The sequence below is a fragment of the Glaciimonas sp. GG7 genome, assembly GCF_052976905.1.
Window position 1 is genome coordinate 1 of sequence record NZ_JBRIIQ010000077.1, and the last position, 18,424, is coordinate 18,424.

24 protein-coding genes, 1 tRNA gene and 2 pseudogenes are annotated in these 18,424 nt (G+C 52.4%); 23 read left to right on the forward strand and 4 right to left on the reverse strand.

All coding sequences use genetic code 11. The features are described from left to right. The 3 genes and pseudogenes from ACVBEF_RS15795 to ACVBEF_RS15805 all read left to right on the forward strand — a co-directional run. A pseudogene (locus tag ACVBEF_RS15795) lies at positions 1-203 on the forward strand (phage tail protein); the annotation flags it as partial. A gap of 47 nt (positions 204-250) precedes the next feature. Then, positions 251-508: a hypothetical protein gene (locus ACVBEF_RS15800; protein WP_447124889.1), complete on the forward strand. Its 258-nt coding sequence runs from the start codon at positions 251-253 to the stop codon at positions 506-508. A 70-nt stretch (positions 509-578) separates the two neighbouring features. Beyond that, positions 579-1,814 (forward strand): phage late control D family protein, encoded by a 1,236-nt coding sequence (locus ACVBEF_RS15805; RefSeq protein WP_447124890.1) that lies wholly within the window; start codon positions 579-581, stop codon positions 1,812-1,814. Between the two features lie 68 nt (positions 1,815-1,882). On the opposite strand, the gene ACVBEF_RS15810 is transcribed toward ACVBEF_RS15805, so the two are convergent. Beyond that, positions 1,883-2,392: a hypothetical protein gene (locus tag ACVBEF_RS15810; protein ID WP_447124891.1), complete on the reverse strand. Its 510-nt coding sequence runs from the start codon at positions 2,390-2,392 to the stop codon at positions 1,883-1,885. Between the two features lies 1 nt (position 2,393). Here ACVBEF_RS15810 and ACVBEF_RS15815 point away from each other — a divergent pair, with 1 nt between their 5' ends. Then, a complete protein-coding gene (locus tag ACVBEF_RS15815) occupies positions 2,394-2,642 on the forward strand; it encodes a hypothetical protein (protein WP_447124892.1) in 249 nt (82 codons plus the stop codon). Here the strand turns inward: ACVBEF_RS15815 and ACVBEF_RS15820 are convergent. Together ACVBEF_RS15820 and ACVBEF_RS15825 are read right to left on the reverse strand one after the other, a co-directional pair. Continuing rightward, positions 2,586-2,948: a hypothetical protein gene (locus ACVBEF_RS15820; protein WP_447124911.1), complete on the reverse strand. Its 363-nt coding sequence runs from the start codon at positions 2,946-2,948 to the stop codon at positions 2,586-2,588. The genes ACVBEF_RS15815 and ACVBEF_RS15820 overlap by 57 nt on opposite strands. After that, entirely contained in the window at positions 2,914-3,378 is a 465-nt protein-coding gene (locus ACVBEF_RS15825) for a helix-turn-helix domain-containing protein (RefSeq protein ID WP_447124893.1), read from the reverse strand. Before ACVBEF_RS15825 ends, ACVBEF_RS15820 begins: the two co-directional genes overlap by 35 nt. A 55-nt stretch (positions 3,379-3,433) precedes the next feature. Between ACVBEF_RS15825 and ACVBEF_RS15830 the strand changes: the two genes are divergently transcribed. From ACVBEF_RS15830 to ACVBEF_RS15870, 9 genes are all read left to right on the forward strand, one after another. Next, positions 3,434-3,667, forward strand: a complete 234-nt coding sequence (locus ACVBEF_RS15830; protein ID WP_447124894.1) for a hypothetical protein — start codon at positions 3,434-3,436, stop codon at positions 3,665-3,667. A gap of 12 nt (positions 3,668-3,679) precedes the next feature. After that, the gene (locus ACVBEF_RS15835; RefSeq protein ID WP_447124895.1) at positions 3,680-3,880 is read left to right on the forward strand and encodes a hypothetical protein; all 201 of its coding nucleotides are present in this window, start codon (positions 3,680-3,682) and stop codon (positions 3,878-3,880) included. Positions 3,881-3,917: 37 nt separating this feature from the next. Next, on the forward strand, positions 3,918-4,106 hold the full coding sequence (locus ACVBEF_RS15840) for a hypothetical protein (RefSeq protein ID WP_447124896.1): 189 nt from the start codon (positions 3,918-3,920) through the stop codon (positions 4,104-4,106). After that, positions 4,103-4,360, forward strand: a complete 258-nt coding sequence (locus tag ACVBEF_RS15845; RefSeq protein ID WP_322236725.1) for an ogr/Delta-like zinc finger family protein — start codon at positions 4,103-4,105, stop codon at positions 4,358-4,360. The genes ACVBEF_RS15840 and ACVBEF_RS15845 overlap by 4 nt, the downstream gene beginning before the upstream one ends. Before the next feature lie 237 nt (positions 4,361-4,597). After that, on the forward strand, positions 4,598-4,774 hold the full coding sequence (locus tag ACVBEF_RS15850; protein ID WP_447124897.1) for a hypothetical protein: 177 nt from the start codon (positions 4,598-4,600) through the stop codon (positions 4,772-4,774). Next, positions 4,774-5,130 carry a hypothetical protein gene (locus tag ACVBEF_RS15855; protein ID WP_447124898.1) on the forward strand — a complete coding sequence of 119 codons (357 nt, stop codon included), beginning with the start codon at positions 4,774-4,776 and terminating at the stop codon, positions 5,128-5,130. The genes ACVBEF_RS15850 and ACVBEF_RS15855 overlap by 1 nt, the downstream gene beginning before the upstream one ends. Further along, entirely contained in the window at positions 5,120-7,024 is a 1,905-nt protein-coding gene (locus ACVBEF_RS15860) for a replication endonuclease (protein WP_447124899.1), read from the forward strand. The genes ACVBEF_RS15855 and ACVBEF_RS15860 overlap by 11 nt, the downstream gene beginning before the upstream one ends. Continuing rightward, positions 7,021-7,215, forward strand: coding sequence for a DUF4224 domain-containing protein (locus ACVBEF_RS15865; protein ID WP_447124900.1), 195 nt, complete (start codon positions 7,021-7,023; stop codon positions 7,213-7,215). Before ACVBEF_RS15860 ends, ACVBEF_RS15865 begins: the two co-directional genes overlap by 4 nt. A 4-nt stretch (positions 7,216-7,219) precedes the next feature. Then, positions 7,220-8,248 carry a tyrosine-type recombinase/integrase gene (locus ACVBEF_RS15870; protein WP_447124901.1) on the forward strand — a complete coding sequence of 343 codons (1,029 nt, stop codon included), beginning with the start codon at positions 7,220-7,222 and terminating at the stop codon, positions 8,246-8,248. A gap of 23 nt (positions 8,249-8,271) precedes the next feature. Here ACVBEF_RS15870 and ACVBEF_RS15875 read toward each other — a convergent pair whose 3' ends face one another. Next, positions 8,272-9,615 carry a hypothetical protein gene (locus tag ACVBEF_RS15875; protein ID WP_447124902.1) on the reverse strand — a complete coding sequence of 448 codons (1,344 nt, stop codon included), beginning with the start codon at positions 9,613-9,615 and terminating at the stop codon, positions 8,272-8,274. Between the two features lie 446 nt (positions 9,616-10,061). On the opposite strand from ACVBEF_RS15875, the gene ACVBEF_RS15880 reads away from it, so the two are divergent. The 10 genes and pseudogenes from ACVBEF_RS15880 to ACVBEF_RS15925 all read left to right on the forward strand — a co-directional run. Further along, a tRNA-Gly gene (locus ACVBEF_RS15880) sits at positions 10,062-10,135 on the forward strand. A 138-nt stretch (positions 10,136-10,273) separates the two neighbouring features. Continuing rightward, positions 10,274-10,981 carry a tRNA (guanosine(46)-N7)-methyltransferase TrmB gene (gene trmB / locus ACVBEF_RS15885; RefSeq protein ID WP_447124903.1) on the forward strand — a complete coding sequence of 236 codons (708 nt, stop codon included), beginning with the start codon at positions 10,274-10,276 and terminating at the stop codon, positions 10,979-10,981. Positions 10,982-11,098: 117 nt separating this feature from the next. Continuing rightward, positions 11,099-12,078, forward strand: a pseudogene (gene thiL / locus ACVBEF_RS15890) (thiamine-phosphate kinase). After that, on the forward strand, positions 12,075-12,617 hold the full coding sequence (locus ACVBEF_RS15895) for a phosphatidylglycerophosphatase A family protein (protein ID WP_447124904.1): 543 nt from the start codon (positions 12,075-12,077) through the stop codon (positions 12,615-12,617). Before thiL ends, ACVBEF_RS15895 begins: the two are co-directional and overlap by 4 nt. A gap of 169 nt (positions 12,618-12,786) precedes the next feature. After that, entirely contained in the window at positions 12,787-13,266 is a 480-nt protein-coding gene (locus ACVBEF_RS15900; RefSeq protein WP_447124909.1) for a CinA family protein, read from the forward strand. A gap of 313 nt (positions 13,267-13,579) precedes the next feature. Then, on the forward strand, positions 13,580-14,278 hold the full coding sequence (locus ACVBEF_RS15905) for a fumarylacetoacetate hydrolase family protein (protein WP_447124905.1): 699 nt from the start codon (positions 13,580-13,582) through the stop codon (positions 14,276-14,278). A 59-nt stretch (positions 14,279-14,337) separates the two neighbouring features. Next, positions 14,338-15,243 carry an AraC family transcriptional regulator gene (locus ACVBEF_RS15910; RefSeq protein ID WP_447124906.1) on the forward strand — a complete coding sequence of 302 codons (906 nt, stop codon included), beginning with the start codon at positions 14,338-14,340 and terminating at the stop codon, positions 15,241-15,243. A 130-nt stretch (positions 15,244-15,373) separates the two neighbouring features. Then, entirely contained in the window at positions 15,374-16,138 is a 765-nt protein-coding gene (locus ACVBEF_RS15915) for an SDR family oxidoreductase (RefSeq protein ID WP_447124907.1), read from the forward strand. 45 nt (positions 16,139-16,183) lie between these two features. Further along, the gene (locus tag ACVBEF_RS15920; RefSeq protein ID WP_447124910.1) at positions 16,184-17,134 is read left to right on the forward strand and encodes a 2-hydroxyacid dehydrogenase; all 951 of its coding nucleotides are present in this window, start codon (positions 16,184-16,186) and stop codon (positions 17,132-17,134) included. Between the two features lie 229 nt (positions 17,135-17,363). Further along, the coding region (locus ACVBEF_RS15925) for an MFS transporter (RefSeq protein ID WP_447124908.1) at positions 17,364-18,424 on the forward strand (1,061 nt) is incomplete at its 3' end.

Sequence of the window (18,424 nt, forward strand, 5' to 3'; positions counted from 1 at the left end):
ATCTCGGCAACAACGGGGACCCGGCCCGTGTCGAGTTCTCCATCAGTTTGAAATGTACCGACGACAGCGTGCTTCATTCACTGCAAAACCTCGGCAATATCGGGAACCTGCGCGACATGCTTAATCTGGAAGGCTTGGCGAATAATCTCAACGCCGTCAATGGTGTCGTCGGCAGTGTGATCGACGGCATTGGCAAGCTATGAAAAAAATCACCACGACCATCTCTCATCCAGTACTTTTATGAAAGTAAATGCATATGAAAAGCAGACCCGTTATCTCTTATCAAAAGAACGTCACTCAACAAGTTTTTCGGCAGTCACCAGACTCTCCGGAAGCCTATGCATGGGCGTTACAAGTACTTAAAACACTGGATGGTTTAACCCATGCAGAAATCCGCCATATCTTGCGAGAGGCGGATGTGATCTTAAGCAATACGACTATTCTGGATTGTGGGTCTGATGATTTTCAAGCAGTTTTACGAGAATATCTGCCTGATGCGCAGCAATAAGATTTATCGCTTCGGCTACGCGCAAACCATCGCCGTAGCCGTCCCGTAATTCCTTCCACTCCCTTATTTGATGACCTCACACATCCCAGATTTCCGCGTGACGTTAGACGGTCGTGACCTGACGGCCATCATCCGCCCACGCTTGATCAGCCTGACACTGACCGAATGCCGCAATGATCAGGCCGACCAACTCGACCTTGCGCTAGACGACACTGATGGACAACTGGCAATCCCGTCCAAAGGTGCAAAAATTCACCTGCATATCGGCTGGAAAAATACCGGTCTTGTCGACAAAGGCAGCTTTACCGTCGATGAAGTCGAACATAGCGGCGCGCCCGACACCATCACACTACGCGCCCGTACCGCCAACCTGATTGACACTTTTCGCCAGTTGCATGAGTACAGCTTTCACGACACCACGCTGGGCGCGATTATTGAAGTCATCGCCTTCCGGCAAGAGCTCATCGCCGGTATCGCCGACATCTTACGCAATGTCGCCGTCAAGCATATTGACCAGACCCGCGAAAGCGACGCAGCCTTCCTGCGCCGCCTTGGTAAAAAATACGACGCAGTAGCCACCGTCAAAAACGACACACTCATCTTTACCCCCGCCAGCCGCAGCCAGACCGTTTCCGGTAAGCAGTTGCCTACCATTCACATCACCCGTCAACTCGGCGACGGCCACCGCTATCACAGCGCTGAACGCGACAGCTACACCGGCGTGCGCGTGTTCTGGCACGATGATAAATACGGTCTGCGCCGCAGCGTGGTGGCCGGCACACCGGGTAACGCTAAGCGGCTACGGACTACCTACGCCAGCGAACCCGACGCACGCGCTGCCGCCGTCGCTGAGTGGCAGCGCATTCAGCGTGGTCTGGCGACGTTTGAAATGGCATTAGCGCTTGGGAATCCGTTACTGATACCGCAATCGCCGGTCACTGTATCAGGCTTTAAAGCCGCGATTGATAGCGTGGAATGGCTGACTAGCAAGGTCACCCACAACATCGGCAGCGGCGGCTTTACTACCGGTATTGAGCTGGAAACCAAAATTGAGGAAGTAGAAACTGAACGGGAAGAGCAGACCGATCCAGACGAAGGGATCACAGGCGTCACGGCGCAGTGGCGTGACAAAGTCAGTAAGAAGAAAGGGGAAGTGCTGGCTGGATCACGTGATAACGTGAAAGCGCTCAAGCACATTTATGCCAGTAAGCAGACTGCCACACGGGCGGTGAAATTGGAATGGGAAAAGATGCTAGAGCGGCGAGAAATCATCAAAGAAAATAACGGCGTTAATCCGACGAATTGAACACAAAACGTGTGAGATGCTCACGTGTATTTTTCGCAAGTTCTGCTGATAGACTGTTTTCCAAATCGTTAAGACACAAAACTAAACAAATGGTAACGCTTCCACCATTGAATCCGATAGTTAGTCTCAGTACCTAACGCAGTACAAGCCCGGTTGTGACATTGATCCAAAATACCTTGATGCGCAGCTGGTTCTGTCGCCTCGATATCGTGTGCTCTTGCGGTCCATTGATTCAGATCGGTTTCGGTAAAATTATGTTCTCCGACCAGGTCAATACTGCGCTCTAAACCAATCCATTCGCTGATCCGTTGTGCGCTGTCACGCGCCTTTGCACCAAAAGAAAATACTAATGAGCAAGCGGTTACCGTCGTAATTACAGCGGCGCAAATAGTAATAACTTGTGGACTAGCCACATTAGCAAAAGCGACAGTGCCAAAAATAAGCGAGGCAATCTTTACACTATTTTCTCGCGCTTCAAAAATACGCCGACGCTCCAGGTAGTACATACGGTTCATCAGGGCGCGTACTTTCAATTCATGCCTACGGGTCCAAAGATGCGTGAGTATTGGATCGGACATAGTGGTTCCTTTAAAATACGTGCTGGTGGTGGTACCGGCGGTGGCGATGTTGGTCGCGGCGGGACATGAAATTTTTCAGTTTGGTCTGGACTGTCGGAAGATCGCATTATCCCTCGAAAGAGAATATCGGATGATGCGTTTTTATTTTGTGATGACCGCGTGGGCATGCTTTTCCCTAAAAAATGAATCCAACTTAATGAAGTCGAGATCTATTGATCTCATGCCAATGTGGTGCTGCATTGCTGCCTGAAGTCAGGCATTCCAAAACTTGTCCTGTCACCAATCGTGTAGCGCTCCCGACAGAATAATTTTTATGCTCAACAGAACAAACCAGCAAGGGCGACCTGACCGAGGCATCCGCTTCAGGCAATACGTTATACAGAGACCAGCCACTCACAAAGATCAGCGCAATCACGGCGGCGGATAGCTGCTTATGAAAGTTACGTGGTTGATGAATATCGCCGAACACCATTTGCCCGACATCACCAAGAAACGCTACAGCCTCATCTTGAAGTTGGCGTTCACTCCGGAATTGTTTTCTTCTTTTTTTTGCCACCACCTACGTTAATCGTTTGGGGCGCGTGAATACCGCCTGTGATTTGTTGACCTACCTTGCCATGAACAACAAAGGCTGGTGATGAAGCGGGTTGTTTTGGGTCGCTCATACCGTCAATCATGCCCAGTACGCCAGCTTTGCCGCGAATGTCGAGACCACGATAACCAGCTAGTAATTCTTTTTCGTCTTTACTTAATGCTGATGATGCTTGCTCGCCAGTAAGAACGTATTGCACATCAACGCCAATTGCTGCTACTGCTCGTAAATAAAGCGCATCAGGTGCCCGCTCGTCTTGTTCGTACGAAATTTGAGTTCGTTTTGTTACGCCACCGGCAGAGGAAAAATCGTCTTGGTTCATACCCAGACGCACACGTTCGCTTTTTAGGGCCTCCCCAACGGTGCAATTAGTTTCAGTTTTTATTATTGACATGTGCAAATTTCTTCACTATAGTTACGCCATCCCTAGCAATTACAAACATTACACCATGAAAACACAGCAAAAACTTAGCCGCTCTCCCAAAGGCATCCTCGGAGGTCCGCTATACATCCGTCTCAGGTCCGAAGAGATGGCCCGAGTCGAGCAACATGCCGCTAACGAAAACCGTTCACGTGCCAATTTTCTACGTCTGGTTACTCTGCTAGGCCTAGACGCGTATGAGCGAGAAATGGCGCGTTTATCCGACCTCTCCATTCAGTTGACACCTGCTAGTCATCAATAAAAGGACTCCTCTATGTATGCCGACACCAAAAGAATCCGCAACAACCGCGTCATGGTTCGCATGGATGAATACGAGCACGCCATCGTTGTGTCTCTCGCTAACTACCAAGGCGAATCAGTCGCCACGATCGTACGCCAGATCGTCATCAAAAAAGCCTTGGCGATGCTAGCACTAGCAGATGACACCAACAGCGTACCCCGTAACGCGGCATAAAAGAAGACAGCGATTAGTAACTTATAAGCAGCCGACAATGCCCCAAGCAGATACCCCGTTAGATGAAGAAGAGAACGACATACTGGAGCGCTTCCGTCAGCAGTATGGATTGCCAGACTTACAGCAGGCAACCGAGTGGCTATTAAAGTCCGAGATACGCATACGAGCGTGTGAGATTACCGGCAGAAACCGGGCGTTGTATCAGATAGAGAAGAAGCAGGTATGAGAGTCATCAGCTTGCCTTGTCCCCATTGTGGCGAACGTGTACGCGCCGCCAAAAGCCGCACGATGTCTAACCTGATGAAGGAGATCACGTATATGTGCCAGAACCCTGAATGTGGTCATACCTTTGTCGCCAGTCTGGAAGTGCTGCGCACCTTATCGATGTCGGCCATACCTAATCCGGATGTGCGAATTCATTTATCGCAGCATGTTCGTAACGCCTGCGCCAATCAATTGGCACTATTTAAGAGCGAATGAAGCCGACATGACTATCCAACACCTACTCGCGCCGCCGTAATTTTCCGCTAGCACGTTCCCCTTTTTACGTTGTACCCGGCCATGCCTGATATCAGGCATGCGGGATTTTTTCGCCCTGAAATAAGGAAAGACCGATGAAAAAACATCTTCAAACATTCTGCTCCGGCCTGCTATGCGGCTTCGTCATGTTTGCACCAGCGTTTGCGGTAGCGCTGGGCTGGGTCAAGGATTAATCCAATGGGGATCAAAAGTACTTACGCCCTTCTGATTGACGCGCTGGATCTGCGACATTGGTTCATGTCGCGCACGGTGAACCTGACCAGCGCAGGCCATCGCAAATTGATGAATGAAGTGCTGAATGAAAAAATCGCCAACTTCATCGATCAACTTGGCGGCATGGCGGGAGAGTGGTGATGGCTGCATCCATGATCGATAACCATCTGTCCTTTACCCCAGCCGCGCAGATCATCGCAGGCTGGGAGTCGGCAGCCGGGGCCGTGACCCCGGCAGATATAGCGCAGCAAAAATTAATGGCAGCGCGCCAGTTAATCAAGCCGCGTAACGATGCACCACGTTTGCAACGGCTAACCGCGCAATCGTGGGGTGTCACGCCTGAGCATGCGCGCCGTTATGTTTTATATGTGGCAGGGTTACCGATGACGCGGTGGGAGAGTCCGATTCATTCTTTTACGGCGTCCGAACGGGCGGCGATCAGGGCGGCGGTAGTGGCATCGGTCGGCATGTTTGAGCGAGTCCTGCATGCAGTCTAAGCGCGTCATTCTGCCCAGTCCACAGCGGCATTTGACCTATTTAAACTCCAAAGAATTTGCGCCCGAACTGGCGAACCTGCCGTACAGATGGCGCAAACGTGTTGTCAAGCAGGCGCTAGAAAAAATGGTGTGGTCGTCATGGCACAAAATTTATGAATCGATAGCCATCGACTTTGTCCGCGACTTCGCCGAGCGCTATGTCCCGGCTGGCGTTGATTTGTCACAGCACGATGCAGACATTGTTGCCACGGCTAAAAAAGCCGCAGCACATGTGATGTCGGCGTTATGGAGTGCCACCTCAGACCAGCATGCTTTGCAGATTATCAAATGCCAATGCGAGGAATACGGGATAGCTGCCCCTGAGTTTAAGACCCTTAAAGACGTCGCCGCACGCGCCCTCAATCCGCACTGGTGGCGCGGCCAATTGCGCAAGCGCATCGGGCGCGCTTTTGAGGCGGGAAATATCCGGCTCGGCTATGTCCACTATCACGGCGAACCCTACGCCAGCCATGACACCGTGATCGCACGGATGGCGCAAAACCGGCGTAACGAACTGGCGCTAGAAGGCCAAAAGTTAGAGAACGAATTAGGTCAGCAATACACGCTGGCCGAACTGGCCGGGACTAGTACGGCAAATAAATCCATACGACGAGGAGAACTCATGTTGCGCTTAAATGGTGTTGAGACGATTGCGAAAGAGCTGGGCGATGAGGGCTTGTTTATCACCTGGACTTGTCCGTCACATTTTCATGCGACCTTGCATAGCGGCAAGCCTAACCCAAAGTTTAGCGGGGCCACGCCGCGAGAAGCGAATGCCTATCTACAGAAAGTGACGGCACGCTTTCGGTCGGCATTGGCGCGGCGCGGGATTGGTTTATATGGTTTTCGCATTGCCGAGCCGCATCACGACGCGACGCCACACTGGCACATGCTGTTGTTTGTGCGCCCGACCGCCAATTACAAAACGCCACATATTAAAGATACTGCCAGCCGCGTGACGCGCCTGATGAAGCGCTACGCATGGACTGCCGAACGGGGCGAGAAAGGGGCGTTTGAGCGTCGCCTGAAAGTCGTGCGGATTGACTGGAACAAGGGCAGCGCCGCCGCGTATCTGGCGAAGTATGTCTCCAAGAATATTGACGGTGCGCATGTGGGTGAACATAAAACCAAGGACGGTTACGTCGTGGTACCGGACTGCGTCGGCGATCTGGAGCTCGTCCCCTCGGCACGGATCGAAGCATGGGCCGCATGCTGGGGCATCCGCCAGTTTCAACAATGGGGCGGCGCACCGATTACGGTCTGGCGCGAGTTGCGACGGATCAAAGAAGACATGGTCAACGAAGCACCGGAGTTGATGAAACGTGCATGGTACGCGGCGCAGAAAATTGACGGCGACGAAGTCACCAGCAAGCGCGCTGACTTTGCCGATTACATGCGCGTGCAAGGTGGCCCGATTGTGGCGCGTAAAAATCTGACTATCAAGCTGGCGAAGGATGTGACGACCTGTATCGGACGCTATGGTGAGACGACTAAATCAACGCCTTACGGTGTGCATTGTGTGGCCTTGTTTGGGGTGGTGTTTAAGTCGGTGCGGCATATCTGGACGCCGGTTGCAGCGGCGACCGCCGCATGCGACGGGGCGGCAGTTGCCCTTCCTCGGACTCGTGTAAATAACTGTACGCAGCCCGGACCGGGACTGCGAGAAAATCAGCCGGACAGGTCGCCGTCTGACATGAATACATTGCCGCAGAAGGCAAAGTCAGTGCTCATTGCTGCATGGGCAGCACTGAAAGCCTGCCCTTATCCACGCATTTTTGATGAAAGGGAAGCGCACCAACCATTGGGCGACGAGCCTTCGGAACCAGCTGGAAATAATGATGGGAATAGACGATGAAAACATTTTTAGATGGCCCTGAGATATTCACATTAACCGGTCGCAAGACCAAGCGTCGGCAGATTGACGCTTTGCGCAATATGGGCATCGCCTTCTTTGTAAATGCCACTGGCCATGCAGTTGTTACGGTAACTGCTGTCGAAGGCCGCAAAGAAGTAACGACAAAACCAACGTGGGAAATGCCGGAGTAATAACATGGGAAGAAAACCGACAACTAATGTGAATTTACCGCCGCATATGCGAAAGCGTGTACAAAGAAGCGGCAAGACGTTCTACTACCTTGATACCGGCGAAAAACCGCGCCGTGAGATTCCACTTGGCGACGACTATCTCCTGGCGCTGCAAAAATACGCCAAGCTCAGAATGGTCACAAAGATCGTGGCCGGTACGTTTGGCGACGTGATTGATCGCTATGTGATGTATGAATTGCCAAAACTGTCAAAAAACACGATCAATACGCACACCTACGATCTGAAGCATCTCAGAAAATATTTCACTGAAGCGCCGCTTGATTTAATGCGGCCAATGCATATCAGAAAGCTTTTGGACAATCTTCAGGAAACGCCGACCACTGCGAATCGTTGCAAGCGATTGCTCTCAACGATGTGGAACCATGCGCGCGGTTGGGGATATACCGACCTTGAGAATCCCTGCGTCGGCATCAAAGGGTTCAGTCTGGACAAACGGACCGTCTACATTACCGACGCGGTATTTAACATCGTCCGCGATAGTGCCAGCGACACCTTAAAGGATGCACTGGATCTTGCCTACCTGACAGGCCAGCGGCCAGCCGACACCCTAAAAATGCGAGGGAGCGATATTGCAAACGGCTATTTGATCGTGGATCAGGGAAAAACGCAGAAGAAGTTGCGCATATCTGTTACCGGAGAACTGGCGACGGTGCTTGGCCGGATCACCGTACGTAAGGCGCAGCATAGAACGATACATGATCAGCTGCTGATGAACCGCGATGGCAAGCCATTCACCCTACCCGCTTTACGTAGCCACTTCGACCGGGCGAAAATCAAGGCGGCCAAAGATTTGCCTGAACTGGCGGCGGAGATAAAGGCGTTTCGGTTTTATGACTTGAGGGCAAAGGCTGCTGATGATACTTCTGATGAACGGGGTGATCAGGCGGCAAGCGATTTATTAGGACACGATAATATTCGGACTACGCAGCGGCATTATTTGCGTAGGGGGAAGATTGTGGAGCCTACTAAGTGATTTTTTACTAATTGCTGCAATTGCTAAGTATCCGGATTATTTTTCAGTTGGAATGTCATATCAAGCATCGCTAATGCCTGTGTTGGCGGCATATGGAATTTGTCAATTCCATTACCAGCCAGCTTTTCGGCTTGACTATAAGTTTTAGCGATCGCATTAGAATGTTTAAGCACATCGAAATCAATACGGTTGGGAAACGGCACCACCGTGTCGTCGCCAAGCATGATGTCGGAGCATGCTATCTCATCAAAATTGCACTGTTCTAAATTCTTGTGTTTAGACCATTTCAGATTCCTCGCTAAGCTTTCGGAAGCGATATGGAATTCCGGAAGATTGCAAAAATTTAAACTTACCTTTTTTTCCTCTGCTCCTAAGAGATCGGACATACCCATCTCGTTCCAAAATTTTTTAATAGCGTGGCAAGGATCAGTTTTCATAAAACTGATATGTGATTGCCGTTTTTCTTCATCGGAACCGAGCATCCAGCCATGCATGAGTAGAATAGTTTTAAAAGCGATGACATGCCGTGACATTCCTCGACACAGGTCAGCCCATATAGCGGCACCCACATCAACTTTCTTAAACGTTGGGCGAATTACGTTCGCAATCGTGACTAGAGCGAACGTTGAAGCGTTCAAACAAAAATTGATTAGCACACTGACGAAACGCAGTAATTGCGTGACGCTCAGGTAGTCGAAGTGTATTTTGGCGAGAGTAATTATTACTGAATATTCCGAAAGTGTCGCATCGTTCAACAGCTTGTCGAGCTTTCTCTCGACAGTTGCATTGGCGGCTTGTTTAGTCTCAGCAGGCATCTCGGTCAAGTCATCCAGACGTGATAAATATTCATTCGCAATCGCGTTTGCCTCTAGTAGAGATAGCATGCTAAGCGGCACGTCATGAATGATGTCTCCGTTATGACAGAAGCTAATCAGGATGACTGCGCCGTGCCGTACTTCATATTTCAAGACGTGCTGGACCGTTTCGCACGATGTAAGAGCACCTGCTTTATGCGTCCTAACGAGATCATCATGCATCTGTAACTCCGCTACATTCAGCAGATAAACCTGCAAAGGTATCGTCGGGTCGCTCCCCTTTTTTATAGCGCTAATCAGCTGGCACTTTCTAACTAAGAACTCAAGCCCCCAGTTAGTCGTAGTCTGGTCGAGAAAGTGCGTTACTTCGTGTTTGACTAACGCCCTTATTTCACGTTGATCAATTGTTTGAGACGTTATTACCGGCGAAGGCACAGCTGTAAGCGCTGAAACAATCATTGGTAAATCTGCGCGCTCATACTTATCTAACGTAATAATTCCTGTAAAGAAATCATAGTGCCCGTGAACCGTTGCGGTAGATACAGTTAGCATATGCGTAGTAAGGAAAAATCGAAATCGGATCTTAAGTTGTTTTATGGCAACTCATAGACTCCTACTCTGTCGAGTGAACTGCATATAGATAATAGCCAACATCACGGACCAAAACATCGGATTGCCCTATAGCAAGCTTGGTAACTGGTGCCGTCGAACTTATGATTCGCTTGGAGTTCATGCCCATAAAGCAGATAGATCGTGGGGCAACCGTTTCTGGCAGAATTGAGACCTTAGCCAAACTACCAGCTTCTACCCAAAAATAGACCGTTCAGGGAAGCATACAGTCTTTCCACCTTGGACAACGTCACTCAGTCGATAGACTTTTTAAACACATTTACAGAGCCAAAATTTAAGAGCCAAAACCACCTTTTGCGGAGCGCTCCGCAATTCTTACCAATTTAGATCACCAGAAATAATTAAATCTAGTTTAAAATCAATACCTTGCGGGTGTAGTTCAATGGTAGAACGAAAGCTTCCCAAGCTTTAGACAGGGGTTCAATCCCCCTCACCCGCTCCAGATCATGGCTGGCACCTTTACTTAAGGTGCCGTTTTTATTGGCGAATGACTTTGCTACCAGGTTCGGTGCTTGCACTATCACCAACATCAGTAAGTACGCATTCGCCCTCTTCACCTCTATTTAGCCGTCCATCCAACATGTCCGAAACCACACCCCGCAAGCCGCTTTTTTATGACCCGACCGAACGCCGGATTCGTAGTTTTGTCACGCGTGCGGGGCGATTGTCTACTGCGCAGGCGCGGGCGATTGAGGAGTTGGGGCCGCAGTTTTGTGTTCCTTATGCCAAGACCGTCCTCGATCTCGATGCAACCTTTGCACGCACTGCGCCGACGATTTTTGAGATTGGCTTCGGGATGGGCGAGACCAGCGCGAAGATTGCCGCCGGGATGCCGGAGAAGAACTTTATCGGGGTGGAGGTGCATACGCCGGGCGTGGGGAGTTTGTTGAAGCTCATTGGCGAGCAGGCGCTTACTAATCAACGGGTGATCCAGCATGATGCGGTGGAAGTGTTGACGCATATGATTGCGCCCGATTCGTTGGCCGGGGCGCATGTTTTCTTTCCTGATCCATGGCATAAAGCGCGGCATAACAAACGGCGGTTGATTCAAGGGCCGCTGGTGAGTTTGCTGGCGTCGCGGCTGATGCCGGGTGGATATTTGCATTGCGCAACTGACTGGGAAGAATACGCGCAGCAAATGCTGGAAGTGTTGAGCGCTGAACCGACGCTGCACAATACGGCCGAAGCATACGCGCTGCGTCCTGATTATCGCCCTGTGACTAAATTTGAAAATCGTGGCTTAAAACTTGGACATGGCGTCTGGGATGTCGTGTTTATCAAAAAATAACATCGGTCTTCAGCCAAAACTGAGCCGCAATCTCCCTCAGTTTCGCTGACATTCCCACCCTGCATCCCCATGCAGAATAAGCATCCATGCGCCTGTGCCATTCGGTACAATCCCGCCATGCTCTCCGAATTCGATCTTATCTCTCGCTATTTCACCCGCCCCCCGCGTGCCGACGGCCCGATTGCGCTTGGCGTCGGGGACGATTGCGCATTACTTATGCCTGCCGCTGGCATGCAACTAGCCGTGTCGTCTGACATGCTGGTTGCCGGTCGGCATTTTTTTGCCGACGTCGATCCCTACACGTTAGGACATAAATCGTTGGCAGTGAATCTTTCCGATCTGGCCGCCATGGGCGCGCGTCCGCTTGGGTTCACCTTGGCGCTGGCGTTGCCAGAAGCGCGAGCAGAATGGCTCGCACCTTTTGCCGCCGGTTTACTTGCGCTGGCCGATACGCATGCTTGCGAGTTGATCGGGGGCGACACGACTAAAGGGCCGTTGAATATCTGCATCACGATCTTTGGCGAGACCTTGCCCGGTCAAGCGTTGCGGCGCGATGCGGCGCGGGTTGGCGACGATATCTGGGTCTCGGGCACACTGGGCGATGCGCGTTTGGCGCTGGCGGGTTATCGGCATGAGTTGGCCGATCAGATTGTCATGAATAGTGACGAGCACGCTCGCGCTGCGACGCGTATGCATCAGCCGACGCCACGGGTTGCACTTGGCATGGCGTTGCGTGGCATTGCGCATGCGGCGATTGATATTTCGGACGGTTTGGTGGGCGATCTTGGTCATATTTTGGAGCGCTCAGGCGTGGGAGCGACGCTGGCGGTCGATAGTGTGCCGTCGGGGCCGATTCTGCGGCAGCAAACCCAGACACTACAGCGCCAATTTACGCTGGCAGGCGGCGACGACTATGAGCTATGTTTTACTGCCCCGGCGCTCCAGCGCGACGTAGTATTGGCGGCGGCACACGCAGCGGGCACCGCAGTGACGCGAATAGGCTGCATTAGGGCCAACCCGGCTTGCGTTTTGCCAATGCCCATGGTGCATTTCTTGACTTACAACTGACTTCTTTTGACCACTTTCGCACAACATGAATCCACCTTCACCAGCTTCACCGCATCAGCCTGTCCATCCTGTTAAGAAGGTCAAAGCCACTGCTGGCTTCATGCTCTCGAGTCCGGCCCATTACATTGCCCAAGGCTTTGGCAGCGGCCTCTCGCCGATCATGCCGGGGACCGTCGGTACGCTGTTCGGATGGCTGCTATTTATGGTGTTGTCTGCACGCTGGCCACAGTACTTTTCGCCACTCAACTGGCTGGTAATTATCGCAGCCGGTTTTGTCGTCGGCGTCTGGGCTTGTCAAAGCACCGGCCAGGATCTTGGCGTGTCCGATCATGGCAGCATGGTGTGGGACGAGATGATTGCGTTCTGGCTGGTGCTGGTGTTCATTACGCCTGCGCCGTTATGGACGCAATTCTGGGCGTTTATTGTGTTTCGCTTCTTTGACATGGTGAAGCCCCCCCCGATAGGCTATTTTGATCGCCATTTGAAAGGTGGGCTGGGTGTGATGTGGGATGACATTCTGGCAGCGTTTTATACCTTGCTGGTGTTCGCCCTGTGGCGTGCTTATTGATAGTTCGTCAGTCTGCCTTGCTGGAACAATTTTGCGTAAGTCCTAATTAAGTTTCATAACAAGCATTATTTTACCGCTACATTAATTGCGTCCGGTCGCCACAAGTGGCAGTATGTATCGACCAACTTGATAAAACTGAGGAGTGCAACAAATGGATAGCAGCGTCGAAATAGATCAAATAACAGACCTCGCCGAACAAGTAGGCAAAGCGCTGAAAACCAAAGGCTGGCTGCTGGCTACGGCGGAGTCATGCACCGGCGGCGGGGTCTCCCAGGCCATCACCGACATCGCCGGATCGTCTGAATGGTTCGATTGCGGTTTCATTACTTATTCCAACGCCTCCAAGACAGAATTACTCGATATTTCCGAAGCACTCCTCGCCCAACACGGTGCAGTCAGTGAAGAAATCGCAGCGGCCATGGCCGAAAGTGCACTCGCCAATAGCGACGCGCATGTTGCCTTATCCACCACCGGCATTGCCGGTCCGGGCGGCGCGGTGCCGGGCAAGCCGGTTGGTACAGTTTGTTTTGGTTGGGCTTCTGGACACCAAACGCATACAGAACGTCTGGTTTTTCAGGGGGACCGTCGTGCCGTACGCGAACAAACGATTGCACATTCGCTGCAAGGGTTGTTACGGTTTCTGAAATAAATAGGACTGACGTAAAAATATCTGATATCCGTTCGAACTGAGTAGCCCGCAAGGGCGTATCGAAGTCAGCACTGACCGCAAATACATCTTCGATACGCTACGCTACTCAGTCCGAACGGGTTAATGACTGCGTAAGTCCTCATAAAAAAGAAAAACGTCATCACAAAAGCGGGGCTGGCTGAACCAGACCCGCTTTTTTATGCACTCCCGACATTCCCCCATGTTTCGTCCAAATTCCTCACACTTCTGTCCAACTTATCGCGCGTCGTTCTGTGTATAGTCAATTTCAGTCTGACAAAGTGTTGAGAGAAGAATGAGCGATTTCGTTATCCCCCCGTATGCCCCATCATCCCTGGCGATCAAGGACGAGAGTAGCCGCTTCCCGATTCGGCGGGTGTTTTGTATCGGTCGCAACTATTGGTGGGACGCCGGGCAAGATGCGCACAATACTGATCGTGAGCCGCCTTTTTTCTTTATGAAGCCGACCGATGCAGTGGTCCCGGCGGAGGGATGCATTGCCTACCCTCCTCTGACTGACGACTTCTGCCACGAGATCGAACTGGTCGTCGCCATCGGCAAGGACGGCGTCGATATTGCGCCCGAAGATGCTCTCAGCCATGTCTGGGGCTACGCGGCGGGTTTAGATCTGACGCGCCGAGAACTTCAGGCCGAGGCGAAAAAAGTAGGACGTCCGTGGGAGGGCGCTAAAGCCTTTGATGCATCGGCACCATGCAGTGCCTTGGTCCCCGTGTCCGCTATCGGCCATCCGCAAGAAGGCGCTATCTGGCTCAAAGTCAATGACGTCGAGCGTCAACGCTCGAATCTGGCCGACTTTATCTGGCCGGTAAAAGATGTGATTAGTTTTATATCGTCCTCAGTCACACTACGGGCCGGTGATTTGATCTTTACTGGTACGCCGACCGGCGTAGCAGCGCTGCAACCGGGCGATGTGGTGAGTGCTGGGATTGATGGCGTGAATCAATTCACGGTCACCATCGGTGCGCGTGGGTAATAAAAACGATAAAAGCATGCCTGATAAATAGTCTGTAAATACAAGGGGGGACGTTAGCCATGACAACCATATCGCGTGCCCCGACATACGGCATGCAGCAGCGCAGTGATCGCCCGGATTTTTATATTCGCGACAAGCAGGCGCGCCCGGCCACCACCACGCCGCATCGGCATGAGTACTTTCAGATTCAGATCAATTTAGGCGGCGACACCGTGCAGCATATCGGCGGCGCTTTACGCCCCTTTGCCCGTAAAACGCTGGCGTTTATCCTGCCGCACCGCTTGCATATGATTCCGCATCCGGAGGATGGGAACTTTGTTCTGATTAACTTTACCCAGGATTTTTTGTTGCCGCATTTGCAGTGCGATCCGATGGATTTGGAAGACATTTCGATCAACGATGTCCCCGAGTTGGCACCGTTTCGGTTTCAAGAACATCTGGATTTTATTCTCGATGACGATCAGTTCAGTGAAGTTGAAATACTGCTGGAAAAAATGCGCCAACTCGATCAGACCCGCCAACTGGGATCGAGCTTGTTACTCAAAGGCCATTTGCTGCAATTGCTAGGCAAAGTCTGCAATCTTTATCAGAACGAGCTGCTAGCGCTATCGGCGAACAAGGCCGCCCAGCGCGGTCGGCGCGATGCGCTGGGCAGAGTATCGAAATACATCCGCGATGAAATCGCCAACCCGTCGATGAATATCACCGATGCCGCAGCCGCAGCGTTCCTGACGCCCAACTATTTAACCCATCTGCTACGCAAAGAAACGGGAAGTACTTTTTCAGATTTAGTGCTGGTGCGCCGCATGCTGCTCGCCCGCACCCATCTGATCAATGGTTCGGAGCCTGTGAGCCAGATTGCCTGGCTGTGCGGATTTGCGGATCAGGCCTATTTTTCCCGACGCTTTAGCCAAACCCACGGCATGCCGCCCGGGCAATATCGACGACAACATCAATCCAAGTAACAAGTAACAACTAACAACTAAGGCAGCCGATTAAAGTCAGCAAGCTAGCCGCGACTTCGCCCGTAATACGTCTATGCAATCAGTTTTATCAGTAATTATTTAAAAAAAATCAACTATCAGGAGATGAAATATGACACACGATACAAACACAAAAGTAGCCCTCGTCACAGGTGCGGGTAGCGGTATCGGACGCGCCGTAGTACTCGGTTTAGTCGAAGACGGCTACACGGTCGTGCTGGCAGGCCGCCGTCAGGAACCCCTCGATGCGCTGGTCGCAGAAGTCCAGGCCCTCGGTGGAGCCGCACTGGCAGTCGTCGCTGATGTCCGCGACCCGGTAAGTGTCGATGGCTTGTTTGGCCAGATCGCCGTCACGTATGGCCGACTCGACGTGCTCTTCAACAATGCCGGCGTCAATGCGCCGGCCATGACGATAGACGAACTGACATTCGAGCAATGGAAGAACGTCATCGACACTAACGTGAGTGGCGTCTACTTGTGCGCACGCGGTGCCTTTGGTCTGATGAAAAAGCAATCGCCCCAAGGTGGCCGGATTATCAATAATGGTTCGATCTCTGCACACACACCACGCCCGTTAAGTTCTGCTTACACCTCGAGCAAACACGCGGTACTGGGATTGACCAAAAGCATCGCACTCGATGGTCGCGAATTCAACATTGCTTGCGGTCAAATCGATATCGGCAATGCCTTAACCGAGCTATCGGTACGGATGACCAAAGGCGTGCGTCAAGCCAACGGCACCATCGCGGTGGAACCGATGGTCGATGTCAAACACATCGCCGACGCGGTGCGCTATATGGCCTCCCTGCCGTTGAGCGCCAACGTGCTCAACATGACGGTGATGGCCAGCAGCATGCCGTTTGTCGGCCGCGGTTAATCGGGTATCACCCTCACACATGAAGAGACGTTTATGCAACCCGCTATGAAACCTGAAGTCCTGCTGTTAAGCCCGATTCTGATCCCCGCCATCAACGAAAAACTCGATGCTTTATATAACGTGCGTCGTTACTACGCGCAAGACGGAGATGTCGCCAAGGCGGCATTCATCGCAGCGTTCGGCAGCGCTATCCGCGGCGTCGTCACCGGTGGACATACCGGCATCACGAACGCATTGATGGCGCAATTGCCAGCGCTGGAAGTAGTCGCTTTCAACGGTGTCGGCACTGACGCCATCGATATGCCCTACGCCCGCCAGCGCGGCATCCATGTCACCGCAACCCTGGGCGCGCTGACCGAGGACGTCGCCGACCTGGCGATCGGACTGCTGATCGCGGCCTGCCGTGGTCTTTGCACGGGCGACCGCTACATCCGCAATGGGCAATGGGGCGTGCGCGGTTTGCCGCTGACACGCAGGTTTAGCGGCATGCGCGTCGGCATCGTAGGGCTCGGCCGCGTTGGTCGCGCCGTTGCCACACGCGCCGCCGCCTTCGGTTGCCCGGTCAGTTACACCGACCTCAATCAGATCAGCGACGTGCCGTATGCATTTGTCGCCGACCTGGTGCAACTCGCACGCCAGAGCGACGCCTTGATTCTGGCCGCTGCCGCCGACAAAGCCGAAGGCATCGTCACTGCAGCGGTGCTTGATGCGCTTGGCAAGGATGGCTTTCTGGTCAATATCGCGCGCGGCAAATTGGTCAACGAACCCGATCTGGTGCAGGCCTTAATTGCCGGCAATATCGCCGGTGCCGGGCTAGACGTCTTTGTCGATGAACCGAACGTTCCTGCTGCATTGCTGGCAATGGACAACGTCGCCCTGCAACCCCACCGCGCCAGCGCCACTGTAGAAACCCGTACGGCAATGGGCGAAATGGTGCTGGCAAGTCTGGCGCAGGCGCTGGCCGGGCACAGGCCGGATAACAGTTTATCGACTTAACCATCCGGACTTCGCAGACCTATAACGTTAACAACCGTTCGGACTGAGTAGCGAAGCGTATCGAAAGTGCGCTGACGGTCAGTGCCGACTTCGATACGCCCTTACGGGCTACTCAGTTCGAACGGATATCCGATATTTTAGGTAAGTCCTGGCAGTACTAAACGCCACCAACCGGGCTGAGATCCGGACGGGCACATGCAGCGCATAACAATCAATAAACGGAGACAAAATGAATAAACCGACTGAAATACCGCAAGCCATTGCGCAACCAACGACAGTGGCCGCGACCCGCCGTCGCTATTTCATGCTCATGCTGATATTGGTGGCGACCATGATCAATTATCTCGATCGGGTCAATATTGCGAGTGTCGCCCCCTTCATGTCGAAAGAACTGCATATCGACAAATTTCAGATGGGGATGATTTTTTCAGCCTTTGCCTGGACCTATGCGTTTGCCTTGATACCGGCCGGTTATGTGGTCGACCGTATGGGTTCGCGTCTCTGTTACGGCGTCTCCCTGATCGGCTGGTCGCTGGCCACCGCCGGACAAGCGCTAGCCGGTGGTTTTGCCAGCCTGTTTGGGGTGCGCCTTTTGGTGGGACTGATGGAAGCCCCTGCTTTTCCGGCCAACAGCCGCTCGGTGGCGATGTGGTTTCCATTGAAAGAACGCGGCTTGGCCACCAGTGTGTTTGTCATGGGTCAATATCTGGGCACCGCGCTGTTTTCAGCCCTGCTCATCGCCATCGCCGGTCTGTACGGCTGGCGCATCGTCTTTGTGATCTCCGGCGTGGCCGGTATCTTGTTTGGCATAGGCTGGTTCTTCTGGTATCGCGATCCGTTGAAGAGCAGCGCTAATCAAGAAGAGCTGGACTACATCCGTGAGGGCGGCGCTTTATTGTCCAATCCGGGCAACGGAAAATTTCGCTGGTCCGATATCGGCGTATTGCTAAAACATCGGCAAATCTGGGCAATTTGCATCGGTAAATTTGCCAACACCACCGCGTTATATTTTTTCCTGACATGGTTCCCGACCTATCTGGTGGACGAACGCAAAATCCATTTCATCAAGGCTGGCTTTTTCTCCGTGATGCCCTACATCGGCGCGATCGTCGGGATTCTGCTGGCAGGTTATTTTTCCGATCTGTTGATCCGACGCGGCTACTCCATGTCGTTTGCCCGCAAGCTGCCGCTGGTGGTTGGCTCGTCGTTAGGCATCTCGATTGTGCTAGTCAATTTTGCCAGTTCTAATGCGGTCGCGATTGCGATTTTGACCTTGGCATTTTTTGCGCA

Excerpts from the sequence above, each read along its gene's own strand:
- ACVBEF_RS15835 (WP_447124895.1), top strand. The coding sequence starts at position 3,680 with ATGTATGCCGACACCAAAAGAATCCGCAACAACCGCGTCATGGTTCGC.
- ACVBEF_RS15855 (WP_447124898.1), top strand. The coding sequence starts at position 4,774 with ATGGCTGCATCCATGATCGATAACCATCTGTCCTTTACCCCAGCCGCG.
- ACVBEF_RS15910 (WP_447124906.1), top strand. The coding sequence starts at position 14,338 with ATGACAACCATATCGCGTGCCCCGACATACGGCATGCAGCAGCGCAGT.
- ACVBEF_RS15850 (WP_447124897.1), top strand. The coding sequence starts at position 4,598 with ATGGGGATCAAAAGTACTTACGCCCTTCTGATTGACGCGCTGGATCTG.
- ACVBEF_RS15860 (WP_447124899.1), top strand. The coding sequence starts at position 5,120 with ATGCAGTCTAAGCGCGTCATTCTGCCCAGTCCACAGCGGCATTTGACC.
- ACVBEF_RS15905 (WP_447124905.1), top strand. The coding sequence starts at position 13,580 with ATGAGCGATTTCGTTATCCCCCCGTATGCCCCATCATCCCTGGCGATC.
- ACVBEF_RS15825 (WP_447124893.1), bottom strand. The coding sequence starts at position 3,378 with ATGTCAATAATAAAAACTGAAACTAATTGCACCGTTGGGGAGGCCCTA.
- ACVBEF_RS15840 (WP_447124896.1), top strand. The coding sequence starts at position 3,918 with ATGCCCCAAGCAGATACCCCGTTAGATGAAGAAGAGAACGACATACTG.
- ACVBEF_RS15830 (WP_447124894.1), top strand. The coding sequence starts at position 3,434 with ATGAAAACACAGCAAAAACTTAGCCGCTCTCCCAAAGGCATCCTCGGA.
- ACVBEF_RS15800 (WP_447124889.1), top strand. The coding sequence starts at position 251 with ATGCATATGAAAAGCAGACCCGTTATCTCTTATCAAAAGAACGTCACT.
- ACVBEF_RS15875 (WP_447124902.1), bottom strand. The coding sequence starts at position 9,615 with ATGCTAACTGTATCTACCGCAACGGTTCACGGGCACTATGATTTCTTT.
- ACVBEF_RS15870 (WP_447124901.1), top strand. The coding sequence starts at position 7,220 with ATGGGAAGAAAACCGACAACTAATGTGAATTTACCGCCGCATATGCGA.
- ACVBEF_RS15865 (WP_447124900.1), top strand. The coding sequence starts at position 7,021 with ATGAAAACATTTTTAGATGGCCCTGAGATATTCACATTAACCGGTCGC.
- ACVBEF_RS15845 (WP_322236725.1), top strand. The coding sequence starts at position 4,103 with ATGAGAGTCATCAGCTTGCCTTGTCCCCATTGTGGCGAACGTGTACGC.
- ACVBEF_RS15895 (WP_447124904.1), top strand. The coding sequence starts at position 12,075 with ATGAATCCACCTTCACCAGCTTCACCGCATCAGCCTGTCCATCCTGTT.
- ACVBEF_RS15915 (WP_447124907.1), top strand. The coding sequence starts at position 15,374 with ATGACACACGATACAAACACAAAAGTAGCCCTCGTCACAGGTGCGGGT.
- ACVBEF_RS15920 (WP_447124910.1), top strand. The coding sequence starts at position 16,184 with ATGAAACCTGAAGTCCTGCTGTTAAGCCCGATTCTGATCCCCGCCATC.
- trmB (WP_447124903.1), top strand. The coding sequence starts at position 10,274 with ATGTCCGAAACCACACCCCGCAAGCCGCTTTTTTATGACCCGACCGAA.
- ACVBEF_RS15810 (WP_447124891.1), bottom strand. The coding sequence starts at position 2,392 with ATGTCCGATCCAATACTCACGCATCTTTGGACCCGTAGGCATGAATTG.
- ACVBEF_RS15805 (WP_447124890.1), top strand. The coding sequence starts at position 579 with ATGACCTCACACATCCCAGATTTCCGCGTGACGTTAGACGGTCGTGAC.